Annotated in this window: 13 protein-coding genes; 6 read left to right on the top strand and 7 right to left on the bottom strand. The window is 33.9% G+C overall.

Translation table 11 applies throughout. The features are described 5' to 3' along the window. The first annotated feature begins 33 nt into the window (after positions 1 to 33). The 3 genes from HCX49_RS14085 (at position 34) to HCX49_RS14075 (ending at position 2,073) form a co-directional block, all read left to right on the top strand. Positions 34 to 741, top strand: coding sequence for an FkbM family methyltransferase (locus HCX49_RS14085; RefSeq protein ID WP_132770124.1), 708 nt, complete (start codon positions 34 to 36; stop codon positions 739 to 741). Positions 742 to 765: 24 nt separating this feature from the next. Beyond that, complete coding sequence (locus HCX49_RS14080) at positions 766 to 1,347, top strand: Crp/Fnr family transcriptional regulator (RefSeq protein WP_132770126.1); 582 nt, start codon at positions 766 to 768, stop codon at positions 1,345 to 1,347. A gap of 135 nt (positions 1,348 to 1,482) precedes the next feature. After that, positions 1,483 to 2,073, top strand: coding sequence for a YceI family protein (locus tag HCX49_RS14075; protein WP_132770128.1), 591 nt, complete (start codon positions 1,483 to 1,485; stop codon positions 2,071 to 2,073). A gap of 49 nt (positions 2,074 to 2,122) precedes the next feature. Here HCX49_RS14075 and HCX49_RS14070 read toward each other — a convergent pair whose 3' ends face one another. From HCX49_RS14070 to HCX49_RS14055, 4 genes are all read right to left on the bottom strand, one after another. Then, on the bottom strand, positions 2,123 to 2,911 hold the full coding sequence (locus HCX49_RS14070) for an SDR family oxidoreductase (RefSeq protein ID WP_206368487.1): 789 nt from the start codon (positions 2,909 to 2,911) through the stop codon (positions 2,123 to 2,125). A 31-nt stretch (positions 2,912 to 2,942) separates the two neighbouring features. Continuing rightward, entirely contained in the window at positions 2,943 to 4,598 is a 1,656-nt protein-coding gene (locus HCX49_RS14065) for an ABC1 kinase family protein (protein ID WP_168127441.1), read from the bottom strand. A 107-nt stretch (positions 4,599 to 4,705) separates the two neighbouring features. Continuing rightward, positions 4,706 to 5,347, bottom strand: coding sequence for a hypothetical protein (locus HCX49_RS14060; RefSeq protein WP_168127440.1), 642 nt, complete (start codon positions 5,345 to 5,347; stop codon positions 4,706 to 4,708). Further along, positions 5,337 to 5,843, bottom strand: a complete 507-nt coding sequence (locus tag HCX49_RS14055) for an RNA polymerase sigma factor (RefSeq protein ID WP_021191223.1) — start codon at positions 5,841 to 5,843, stop codon at positions 5,337 to 5,339. Before HCX49_RS14055 ends, HCX49_RS14060 begins: the two co-directional genes overlap by 11 nt. A gap of 143 nt (positions 5,844 to 5,986) precedes the next feature. Between HCX49_RS14055 and HCX49_RS14050 the strand changes: the two genes are divergently transcribed. Further along, positions 5,987 to 6,427, top strand: coding sequence for an acyl-CoA thioesterase (locus HCX49_RS14050; RefSeq protein ID WP_132770134.1), 441 nt, complete (start codon positions 5,987 to 5,989; stop codon positions 6,425 to 6,427). 50 nt (positions 6,428 to 6,477) lie between these two features. On the opposite strand, the gene HCX49_RS14045 is transcribed toward HCX49_RS14050, so the two are convergent. Next, positions 6,478 to 6,921, bottom strand: a complete 444-nt coding sequence (locus HCX49_RS14045) for an Hsp20/alpha crystallin family protein (protein ID WP_021191225.1) — start codon at positions 6,919 to 6,921, stop codon at positions 6,478 to 6,480. Between the two features lie 374 nt (positions 6,922 to 7,295). On the opposite strand from HCX49_RS14045, the gene HCX49_RS14040 reads away from it, so the two are divergent. Beyond that, entirely contained in the window at positions 7,296 to 8,066 is a 771-nt protein-coding gene (locus HCX49_RS14040) for a methyltransferase domain-containing protein (protein ID WP_168127439.1), read from the top strand. 39 nt (positions 8,067 to 8,105) lie between these two features. Here the strand turns inward: HCX49_RS14040 and HCX49_RS14035 are convergent, their stop codons facing one another. Then, positions 8,106 to 8,732 (bottom strand): methyltransferase, encoded by a 627-nt coding sequence (locus HCX49_RS14035; RefSeq protein WP_132770138.1) that lies wholly within the window; start codon positions 8,730 to 8,732, stop codon positions 8,106 to 8,108. Positions 8,733 to 9,138: 406 nt separating this feature from the next. Beyond that, complete coding sequence (locus tag HCX49_RS14030) at positions 9,139 to 9,798, bottom strand: DUF2625 family protein (RefSeq protein WP_206368484.1); 660 nt, start codon at positions 9,796 to 9,798, stop codon at positions 9,139 to 9,141. Positions 9,799 to 10,731: 933 nt separating this feature from the next. Here HCX49_RS14030 and HCX49_RS14025 point away from each other — a divergent pair. Then, positions 10,732 to 11,712 (top strand): hypothetical protein, encoded by a 981-nt coding sequence (locus HCX49_RS14025; protein WP_132770140.1) that lies wholly within the window; start codon positions 10,732 to 10,734, stop codon positions 11,710 to 11,712. Positions 11,713 to 11,765: the final 53 nt, after the last annotated feature.

Genomic DNA, 11,765 nt, shown 5'->3' with positions numbered 1-11,765 from the left:
TAACTTACGACCACCATCAAACATACAAATTATATGAGTCCAAGCCTAATCAACACGTTGAAGAAGCAATATAAAATACTTTCTGGAAAAATATCATCATTCAAGATCGAACATAAATGTCCACATGTTTGGTACGGAAATTCTTATGGTGGATTTTTTGTCAATCCAGATCTGCTGCATCCCGATGCGATTGTATACTCTTTTGGAATAGGACAAGACACTTCTTTTGATGATGCCATTATACAAAAGCACAATTGCCATGTCCATGGCTATGACCCAACACCGAAATCAATTGAATGGATAGCGCAACGATCAGATCTATCTCCCAAATTTCATTTTCATCCGTTCGGATTGGACAAGGAAACCAGAATAACCCATTTCAATTTACCAAAAAACAAAGAGCATGTCTCCGGCTCCATCATTAACCATCAAAATGTTGATGAGAATAATATGGTAGAAGTACAAATGAAATCACTTATAGATATTGTATCTGAAAACAACCATAGCTACATCGATGTGCTAAAAATGGATATTGAAGGCTCAGAATATTGCGTCATAGAAAGTATTCTAAATTCATCCATCGAGATCCGCCAGATTTTATTAGAAATACACGAAAGATTTTTTGATAATGGAATTGAAAAAACAAAAGAGTTATTAAACTCTTTACATCAACATGGATACAAAGTATTTGGGATTTCTGATACTTTAGAAGAAATTTCTTTTATTAAAGTCTCTAGTTAATATCATTTCAGAATTAATTATCTCATGGACATTTTCAAGGATTACATAAAAAAAAGAATAGCCGTTACAGAAGAACAACTTGAACAGATCACGTCTAGTTACACCCAAACACATGTAAAAAAAAAGAGCTTCATTCTGCGGGCAGGGGAAATATGCAATTTTGAAGGATTTGTAAAGAAAGGCTGTTTTAAAATTTTCTATTTGACTCCAAATGGAGAAGAACATATTTTATACTTCGCTATAGAAGAATGGTGGATATCAGATATTGCCAGCTTCAATGATCAAGAACCCGCTCAATTATATATTCAAGCTTTAGAAGATTCTGAAATACTAATAATCTCGAGAGAACAGAAAGAAAAACTCTTCACTAATTGTACTCAAGTAGAACGGCTATTCAGAATTATGTCCCAAAGAGCTCAAGTAGCATCACAACATCGCATCATTGCGGCTCTGGGATTTACGGCGCAGGAGCGCTATCTGGATTTTATTAAACGTTATCCAAAAATATACCCCAGAATATCTAATTTGCAGCTCGCATCTTATATCGGAGTTACACAAGAGTTTTTAAGCCGATTAAAAAGGCAGATCCTAAAACCAAAAAAATAGTACATTTTATTGATGTAGGTCAATTTTTAAAACAGCATTATTCGTCATCTTTGTACAAGTTAATACAACAATTTATTTGTTTATCGACAAACATTTTGAACAAGATTACTGTTAAAAAAGATAAAAAGAAAGATTATGAATAATTTATTGAAAATTGTAGCAGCCACAGTCTTAATGATCAATGGCGCCTTAGCACAAGTAAAATGGAGTGCAGATCCTGCACATACAAACGCAAGATTTGATGTAAATCACTTAGGGATAAGCTTTGTCGATGGTGAATTCACGAAAGTATCCGGATCCATTGATGCTCCGAACAAAGAAAGTTTTGATAATGCAAAATTAGATTTCACGATTGATGTCAACAGTATTGACACACGAATAGATGCTCGTGACGGCCATTTAAAATCAGATGACTTTTTCAATGCAGAGAAATATCCAACAATGAAATTAAAATCTGTTTCTTTTAAACAGGGTAAAAAAGGAAAATATGTATTAATCGCCGATCTAACAATCAGAGATGTGACAAAGAAAGTTACTTTTGACGTTACTCAGAACGGAGGAATCATTACTGATCCTTGGGGAAAGACACGGGCTGGTTTCACTGCGAAAACTACTATTAATCGCTTTGATTTCGGAATGAAATATAATGATAAATTACCATCAGGGGTTGAAGCTGTCGCAGCAGATGTGGCTATCACAGTAAATACAGAAATCGTACTGAATTAAGAAAATAAACAGATAAAAGCCCTTAAGTAAATACTTAAGGGCTTTTATTTTAAAATCCATTCATCATGCCACCGTCAAGTGGAATATTGGATCCCGTGAGGTAGCTCGCATACTCAGAACAGATGAAGGCGACAAGATAACCGTACTCCTCGGGTCTGCCCAATCTATTCATGGGAACTTGCTTCAATCGCAAAGACAAAGCCTCTTCATACGGTATATCTAGACGCTCCGCATCCATCTGTGTCAATGATTGAATGCGCGCAGTATCAAATAGACCTGTCAATACACTGTTAACTGTTATATTATGAACGGCAACATCTTTCGCTAATGATTTGCTCCAGCTCATTAATGCCGTACGCACTGTGTTCGATAATACCAAATTTGACATTGGCTCTTTTACAGTTAACGAAGAAACATTAATGATACGCCCATAACCCGCACTTTTCATATGAGGTAATGCCAGATCTGTCGTATAACAGTGAGTCTTAAATAATAAGTCAAATGCCCGTTGATAGTCTGCTAATGATTGATCTGCAATAGTGCCGGCCTTCGGACCATTGGTATTATTAATCAATATATCAACAACATGATGAGTAAAATACTGGGATATTACACGTTGGTATTCTTCAAAATCATTAAAATCTACGACAAGATAACGGTGCTGCTGTCCTCTACTCCTATCTAATGTAGCAAGTGCAATTTTCAGCTTCTCTTCATTTCTAGCCATTAAAGTGACAGATGCACCATGTAAGGCTAATTGTTGTGCTATTGCGCAACCTATACCACCAGAACTGGCACCAACCAATGCTTCCTTATTTTCTAAATTTATTTGTATCATATTATTTTATATCATGTCTAACCTCTATTGACTAATCTCGATTTTTAGCACGTATCATAGCTATAAATAGATAAATCGATAAAGAAAAAGAAGTTCCTAAAAACACCCATGCCCAAACTGGAATTCCTAAAAATTTAGGCTCAACATGCGCGATAATAACCATACCTGCAAGCATATTCAAGGACAAAACCATAATTCCGATTACAATACGGTTAACGCCTTTTCTTAAGATCTGGGTAAATGACTTAGCACTGATCAAGTGGTGATTAAGCGTGAAATTTCCAAGCTTTATTTGCCTAAATAAGCCTCTAAGATCATCAGGAAGTTTTTCAATATCACGAGCAAAAGAAAAAGCCTTATTCTTCCCTTTTTCAAATAAATATTTTGGATCCATTCGCTCCCGCATAATACGGTTTGCAAACGGTCTTATACTCTTCATAATATTCAAGTTTGGATTGAGTTGTCTGCCAATTCCCTCCATTAATGATATGCCTCGAATAAGCTGATAGATATATTCAGGAAAATAAAGACGGTTATCCCCAATGATCGTCCATAATTTATCAAATAATGACTCCAAACTTATATCTCCCAATGAGACGTTATCAATCAGATCAAAAATCTCATACAAAGAACGTTCAAATCTAGCACGATCAGGAATATTACTCACAACCGCCACATCTTCTATCGTATCAGCTAGATGCATCGCATTGGAAGAAACTGCCGCCTGGATAAACTCTTCTAAATTTTGTCGGTCTATACCTAACAATTTACCCATATTTCCAAAATCAATAAAAGCTAGTTTACCATTTGGAAGCACAAGTAAATTACCAGGATGAGGATCGCCATGAAAGAAACCATGTACGATCACCTGTTCTAAATAAAGATTGATGCCATTATCTACAATCTCCTCTAAATCAAGCCCCATAGACTGCAACTTCTCCTTATCCGTCACTTTAACACCGTCCATAAATTCCATTGTCAGGATACGATCAGAACTTATTTTCGGATAAACTTTAGGAACACTGATTTTGCTGTTGCCCTTAAAGTTTTTGGCGAAACGCTCTATGTTATGACGTTCATTTAACAGCGAAATTTCCTGAACCAAGGTGGTTGCAAAAGAGTCAACAATTAATGGTAAATTAAGGTTGTGCAAAGGTTCACTATAGCCTACCAAAATCCGGGCAATATCTCGCATTAAAGATAAATCCGTTTTCAGAATCTCATCGACTTGAGGCCTACGAACTTTAACAACAACATCTTTTCCATCCATGAGTTTCGCCTTATAAACCTGGGAAATAGAAGCGGCGGCAAAAGGTTCTGGATCAATAGAAGCGAAATGATCATCAAAAATAATATCCAGTTCCTCTTCAATATAACTTTTGATATCAATGCTAAATGGATCAACACGATCTTCCAAAAACTTCAATTCTTCAATAAGCTCTTGTGGCAATAAACCCTCGCGTGTAGAGGCAGACTGCCCAAGCTTAACAAATGCTGGCCCCAACTCTTCCAAGGCCATTCGAATACGTCTGTAAACGGAAATATTCTCGACATCAACACCTATTTCTAAAGAAGTTTTACCGGTATTCCAGGGGAGTCTGTTTAAGATATCGCGAAATCCATATTTAGCAAGTACGCTAATGATATGAGAACTACGCTGTATTTTTTTAGCTGAATGCTGCATCATAACCTTTTATTCGATTAGATCATCAAGATACAAAAACCTTGCCCACAAATCGAATTGAGAAACTCTTTTAAAGATTGATAACTCAAAATAAAACAGTTTTATTACAATTACTCTTCCTCTAGGGCATCGATATTTTTTTTGATCATTTTCAAATATTTGCCATAGTAGTAATAACTCATAGACTCAATACAAACAACCAAACAAATCAAACCTGCAAAAACCCCAAGAATAAAAAATATGATAAACGAGGAATCATTTTCCCAAGTAGCACCAAAATGATAAATCTTATCTGCCCACTCCGCAGAATGACCTAAAGAGAAAAATATGAAACAAATAAGAATTCCCTGAGGAACTAATAAATAAGAAGACATTTTATAAGTTTCAATCGAAAATTTTAAATCGTAATACAACTTTAACAGATTTTCACGGGAACTTAATAGTTCAAATTGCTTTGTGGTTTTATAAAAATAAAAAAACTTTTTATAGTAAAATAGACTGGATATGCACATTTGAAGTAATAAAAAGTAATAGGCAACTTTTGTATATCCTGTGATCATATAGGTATCAATGTTGGGCAATAACATCAAAAATGTAATTGCACACAACCATGAGAAAAATTCCATTTTAATATTTCTCCTCAGTTTCACAAGAATGCTACCAACGGATTTATAATGATTAAGATTTGGATCAATCTCAAAATTATTTTCCGCTTGTTTATTCCATTGTTCTTTTAATTCATCAAAATTCATAACCTTGTGTTTTAATAATCTGTTGCAATTTTTCTTTGGTTCTGTTCAATTTAACACGTGCATTTACTTCAGAGATACCGAGATTAATAGAAATATCGCGATGACTTTGTCCTTCCAAAAACAGAAAGATTAATGCTTTCTCTACAGGATTCAGATGTTGAACTGCTTGATAGAAATAACGTAACTGCTCCTCTTTTCTTTCCGAATCAAATTCATCTACGACATCAATATCAACAGTAAGCTCATGCTGATCAGGCCGGCGTTTCTCCTTTTTGAAATACATGAGGGCAGTGTTAATTGCCACACGATACAGCCAGGTAGAAAATAAACTCTCCTTCCTAAAGGAGCCATAAGACCGCCATAACTGCATAACAATTTCCTGAAATAAATCCTGCTGATCCTCTAAGTTGTCCATATACATTCGAGACACCTTAATGATAGCACCTTTATTCTGCTCTATCTGTTTTAAAAATTGCTGTTCGTCTGGCTTTATCATTAATCGTGTAGCCTCTTAATGTAATTAAGTTTAATATACAGGATTAGTACCGCATTTTTGAAAATGTTACAGTCAATATTTAAAAAAAAGAATCTTTTGCATTTTATTCACTATTTTAGGTTGAAAACAAAAAATATCATCGTATGGATAAAATATTTTTTAAAGGTCAGGTATTATGGGCGCAGATTGATCCAAATCGGCATTTACGTCACTCCGCATATGCAGACTTCTGTGCACAAGCAAGAAGCAATATGTTAAATAAAATTGGATTATCTCTAGAGCAATTTGCTAAACATCACATAGGCCCCATCCTATTTAGAGAAGAGCTACTATATCATAGAGAAATTCATCTCGATGAAGAAATTTATGTTGAAGTAGAATTAACCAAATTCAATATTTCCAATAGCCGATTTTCTTTTAGGCATATCGTTTTTAAAGCAGATGGAACAAAAAGTGCTACCATTAATGTCGATGGTGCTTGGCTAGATTTAGAAAAAAGAAAATTAACATTCATTCCTCAAGAATGGAATCATTTTATGGATAAAATTCCTAAAGCGGACGATTACACAGAAATTTTAGAATAAAAAAAGCTTCAAGGAATTTACTCCTTGAAGCTTTTTTCAATAAACACATATTACTTAACTTCTATTAATCTTTTTGCTACAATAGCATCTTCTCTCTTGCCCACTGTCACTACTAAAACACCATCTTCGTAGACCGCGTCAATATTGCTGTGATCTACCGTTTCAGGCAATGCAAAAGATCTTGAAAAAGAAGTGTAATTAAACTCTCTTTTACTAAATAATTTCTCTTCACTTACTGACTCTTCTTTTTTCTCAGCAGATATAGTTATTATTTTTTTATCTACATTGATCTTAAAATCAGACTTCGTTAAACCTGGAGCAGCCAGCTCAATACGAAAAGCCTTTTCTGTCTCCGAAATGTTCACCGCCGGAACGCGGGAAATCAGACGATCCGAAATAAAAGAATCGTTAAACAAATTATCAAACACTGTACTTACAAATGGATTTACAGAATCAGTATTCAAGCTTTTTGTTGGAAATTTAATTAATGCCATTTTTTGTCCTCCTTTTATGTTTATACTTTATTTTTTATTAATCAATTTACATCAGTATTTCAATTCCCATACCAAAACATTAAAACAAAAAATACATAGACAAAATGTCTGAATAACTTATTTAAAGTTGACAATATGTCACTTTCGATATAAAGAAAGAAAATAACAAACTTAAAATCAAGCAATTTGAAAATAAAATTTTATTATCAAAAAAATATAAATTGTTTACACTTAGTTTTCAACATAGAAAAAATTGTAATTGATAGCCAAAAAAAAAAGAAAAACAAAAGCTGAACATATAATTAGTGTTTATCAATCAAAATTTAGTTAAATTAGATTACAAAGATGTATTGACAATCATAACATAGAAAAATATGAAGTGGAATCCCCAAATTTACAATCAATTTAAAGATATACGCAATCAACCATTTTACGATTTAATCAATTTTATTACTGAAGAACCACAACAAAATTGTATCGATATTGGCTGTGGTACAGGTGAACAAACTTTTATCCTGTCCAACAAGTTAAAAAACGCGCAATTTGTAGGTGTTGATTCTTCAGAAGCGATGTTATCGGAGTCTTCACAATTTAAAAATGACAGATTAGCGTTTAAAATAGCTACTACTGAGGATGTCCTCGATACAAAACAAAAATGGGACCTGATATTTAGCAATGCGGCATTACAGTGGTCTGATAACCATCAAACCTTATTTCCCGATCTTTTGTCGCTATTAAATCCCAATGGCCAAATTGCAATTCAAATGCCGATGCAATCGGATAATATCTTAAATCAAATTTTATTAACATTAGTACAAGAACAGCCATTTAATGACTATCTCAGTGGATGGAAAAGAGAATCACCAATGTTATCAATAGATCAATATGCGGCAATTATGTATGACGCAGGATTGATAAATTTGCAAATTATTCAAAAAGTATATCCCATAATTGCACAAAGTTCACAAGAATTACTAAACTTTATTTCTGGCTCTGCTTTAATTCCTTATCTGGACAAACTACAGGAGGATCAAAAAGAAGAGTTTATTACGGTTTATAAAAGTCGTATCGAACAAAAATTTCCCAAATTTCCAGCCATATATGCCTTTAAACGATTGCTACTATATGGAAGAAAACCCGTGTAAGCTCTTATGCGCCTGCTCTCATAGAATTCCATAATTGGATTAAGGTTTTGAAAAATTAATAAAAATCTCTTTTCCTGCTCTTGGTGAAATACTATTGTAACACTTTTCCATTTTGTCGATGGAAAAAAAAGGTCTGAAAAGCTTTTCATAAGTAACAACATCACCTCCAAAAGGAGGCCCAGGTGCTTCAAATGCTTTATCAAAAAGTAAACCAACAATCCGACCCTGTGGTTTCAGCAAGGATAATACTTTTTGCACGTAATCGGCACGTCTTTCCGGTGCAATCGCACAAAAAAAAGTTTGTTCCAACAACAGATCATATTGCCTCTCGTGTTCAAAAAAATCTGTACAAAGAATCTTTATAGCAGGATATCCCGCAAATTTTTCAATCAATCCTTTAACTGCTTCTTCAGCAAAATCAATTAAAGTAATGTCAGTGAAATTATTCTCTAATAAGTAGACCGCTTCGTAGGCATTTCCGCAGCCCGCTATTAAAATTGCCGCATTTTTATTAGGGTATTGCGCCATATACGCGGTAATAGCCGGAGAAGCATAACCGATATCCCAACCGGTTTGATTGTTCTGCCACTTCGTATTCCAATAGTTTTGATCCAGGACAGGCTGTACTGTTTTAACTGGAAATTGTTTTTTAATCTTATTATTCATACACCTAATAATAAATAATGATCACTTAATACAACTGTTGAACATCTACGCTTACCTAATCAAAAGTCATATTTGTGCAATTTGAATAAATAAATTTAAAATAATTTTGCTTAGTGTAAAAATAACACTTATATTTGTGTCATCATAATTTAGGTTTATAATTGGTTATAAAGGTTTTCATTCTCCCCGTTTGAAAACCTTTTGTTTTTTAACAGAAAACCAAACTTATAACGTTAAAATTCACGTTTCAATTCCTTTAAACAAACATTTCATTCTATACTAAAATCGCTGGATAATTTTTTCACTACCTACTGTGTAATAACAAAATATCCAGCGACTAACTATGAAAGATCGAATCTTCACAAGAGCAATTATGCCGAAAAAGACTAATCACAATACGTTACGATTATATAGACTGCAATGCTAATTTGACATGTTCATCAATCAAAATTAGTCTTTTGCTCCTTCGTATATTATTATTCTTTTCAGGTACACTCAGATTGGGATCAAAAGAATACACTTGATTTCCTTCAACCGTTGCAACATCTGCTTTCCAACCATCCCATTGATAGTCTTGATAAAATAAACCAAGGTCTCCATTTAATGACCAATTAATGAAGTCTGCGTAACCGCATTCCAAACTTTCCCAACGCAAAGTATTTGGAGCAAAGTAATATATTTCACCTATCTCTTCCCCCAGCTCCCCAGCATTAATTGCAAAATATCCACCCAAAACATCATCAGCAATCAGTAAGAAGCCCCCTTTCTCTCCTTCATTGACATAGGTCTTACCTTTATTCCACTCCATCATACCTCTATTCAGCTTTGTGGAACCCGAACCTAAGATACGTAACCATCCATTTTCAATTAGAATACCCCCTGTTTCAAAAACAATAGCCCCCATCGGCGATTTAGTTGAAATCTGCAAGCGTAACAACTCCTCATCAGCTCGCTTAGAAACTCTTGGCAAAGTTTCAAAGGTATTCTTTGAATTTTCCATCCACTTTTGTACAAGTGCCCAACCAAATCCATCCTTATTTATTAAATCTTTTAATGTTTTCATCATCTAATCTTTTAAAAAAAACATACGGTGATGATAAATACATTATAACCTCCAATATTTTTCACTTATTATATTTTCAACTATTACTGATATGATAACCCCACTTTACCTTCATTGAATATAATTCAAATGGTACTATAATAAAACAGGGTAAAAAGTAATAGTGCGCATTTTTCTCCATCAATAACGTATAAGATGCTTTATGCTAAGCATAATATTCAATCTGTTTTCAAAATAGCAAGCAATACCTTATCCCAAAATCAAACAAAGAAAACGCTACTGCAAAGAAATAAAAAAGAAACGAATAACCCGTAAAAATTAAGGTTAAATCAAAATAGGATACAATTCGAAAAAAATATTAAAAAAAATTTGTCTTAGTGTACAAATAACACTATATTTGTGTCATCATAATTTAGGTTTATAATTGGTTATAAAGGTTTTCATTCTCCCCGTTTGAAAACCTTTTGTTTTTTAACAAAAAAACAACTTACCAATTCATACTTAGACTAAGAAGACAAGTCAATATTCTATTACCCCTACCATCATACTGTTCTCCATTCAAAAGAAAATACTGAAAAAACAGGAGCCTTTCGGAGCTAATTTTCCTACTTCTAGATTTCCGTATTATTTCTCTTCAAAAGTATTTAGCCAGACTTATCAATTGAAGTAATACATACACAATAAATATCCTAAACTTAAGTTCAACTTGATTAAAAATACAATAAAGGAACTGGAAAAAGACTGGCTACACTGGATCTATATCCAATAAACATAGGACTTCTGTGGACTTGTTAATGTTTTTTCAATTCTTATATTTCCATAATAATAAAGGATACCTATCTTTACTTATCTAGAAACAAGTCAACGAGTACGATAAAACTAGATGATGAACAAAGCTTTTGAAATAGACAAAAACTAACCATAAATAGAAAAACTATGAAAATTCAAAAAATGGTATTAAAACTATCACTTTTGTTAAGTTTTATACTCACAACTGAGCTTGCAACCGCACAACTTGGAGGCTTTCTCAATAAAGTAGGAAAAGTAGCAACAAGTAAAGGCACACAAGCACTAGGTTTGGACAAACTACTCAAAGAACCCGAAGCGATATCCACAAATTTTGAAGATGTAGATAGAAAAGGTGAGCAGATGCCAAGTTTTCAACAAGATGCAAATTATAAGCCATTACAGGAACTTCCCAGAAACGCCAAAGATGGTTATATTTTACAGGCTGGTCATTTCGAGATGACAAACAAAAGCTACTGCTTAAAAGCGGGCACTCATGCGCCATCATCGGGAGATGGTTATATGTATGCACCCACCTTAGGTAAGAAAAAAGAAGTTGTTACAGCCATACTTAAAAGTGCTGAACAACATCCCGAAGTAAAACAAAGCGATATTCAGATGCTTTTATGGACAATAATAGCTAAAACAAAATTTATCGATTACGCTGGCTCCGTAAAAGAAACAGCATTGACATTGCTAACACCTAAACAACTTTTGCAACTAGAAGGGGGCGCACTTGGAATTTTACCTTTTGATGCAATGGCTGCTGCCAAAGAACAATTGCCTGCATCGCTGCGCGCAGTCTTTGAAGCTGAAAATAATATTAGAAGCCTAGTTTCTTCAGGTAATTACTCCTATGAAGAATTTGAACAATATGCAATTTTGGCGGGTATGGCTATGCCAAGAACAGATACACCAAGTGGAATTTGGACATTACATCCTGATGGTTACTATATTCGTTATTTCCCTAGTGGATATAGCATAACCCGTATTCAAATTTATGTACCTGAAGAATTAATAAAACCAGGTAAAAAATTAATCTATGATGCGACAGACGATATCTCATGTCCTGCAAATAATGGTTCCCAACGTTTAGCGCAAACAAACGAACCGATTCAAAATCATGAATAATTGAACAACCAAATAAAAAAGCCAGACATGGTTACTGTTTCTCACAATATGAT

The sequence above is a fragment of the Sphingobacterium sp. B16(2022) genome (genome assembly GCF_012030425.1).
GTDB lineage: Bacteria > Bacteroidota > Bacteroidia > Sphingobacteriales > Sphingobacteriaceae > Sphingobacterium > Sphingobacterium anhuiense.
The sequence above is the reverse complement of the archived record's forward strand: the minus strand, read 5'-3'. Positions and strand labels throughout refer to the sequence as shown.

What these genes read in the sequence shown, in the direction of transcription:
- HCX49_RS14040 (WP_168127439.1), top strand. Translation starts at nt 7,296, where the DNA reads ATGAAGTGGAATCCCCAAATTTACAATCAATTTAAAGATATACGCAAT.
- HCX49_RS14030 (WP_206368484.1), bottom strand. Translation starts at nt 9,798, where the DNA reads ATGATGAAAACATTAAAAGATTTAATAAATAAGGATGGATTTGGTTGG.
- HCX49_RS14035 (WP_132770138.1), bottom strand. Translation starts at nt 8,732, where the DNA reads ATGAATAATAAGATTAAAAAACAATTTCCAGTTAAAACAGTACAGCCT.
- HCX49_RS14050 (WP_132770134.1), top strand. Translation starts at nt 5,987, where the DNA reads ATGGATAAAATATTTTTTAAAGGTCAGGTATTATGGGCGCAGATTGAT.
- HCX49_RS14080 (WP_132770126.1), top strand. Translation starts at nt 766, where the DNA reads ATGGACATTTTCAAGGATTACATAAAAAAAAGAATAGCCGTTACAGAA.
- HCX49_RS14045 (WP_021191225.1), bottom strand. Translation starts at nt 6,921, where the DNA reads ATGGCATTAATTAAATTTCCAACAAAAAGCTTGAATACTGATTCTGTA.
- HCX49_RS14055 (WP_021191223.1), bottom strand. Translation starts at nt 5,843, where the DNA reads ATGATAAAGCCAGACGAACAGCAATTTTTAAAACAGATAGAGCAGAAT.
- HCX49_RS14025 (WP_132770140.1), top strand. Translation starts at nt 10,732, where the DNA reads ATGAAAATTCAAAAAATGGTATTAAAACTATCACTTTTGTTAAGTTTT.
- HCX49_RS14075 (WP_132770128.1), top strand. Translation starts at nt 1,483, where the DNA reads ATGAATAATTTATTGAAAATTGTAGCAGCCACAGTCTTAATGATCAAT.
- HCX49_RS14060 (WP_168127440.1), bottom strand. Translation starts at nt 5,347, where the DNA reads ATGAATTTTGATGAATTAAAAGAACAATGGAATAAACAAGCGGAAAAT.
- HCX49_RS14065 (WP_168127441.1), bottom strand. Translation starts at nt 4,598, where the DNA reads ATGATGCAGCATTCAGCTAAAAAAATACAGCGTAGTTCTCATATCATT.
- HCX49_RS14070 (WP_206368487.1), bottom strand. Translation starts at nt 2,911, where the DNA reads ATGATACAAATAAATTTAGAAAATAAGGAAGCATTGGTTGGTGCCAGT.
- HCX49_RS14085 (WP_132770124.1), top strand. Translation starts at nt 34, where the DNA reads ATGAGTCCAAGCCTAATCAACACGTTGAAGAAGCAATATAAAATACTT.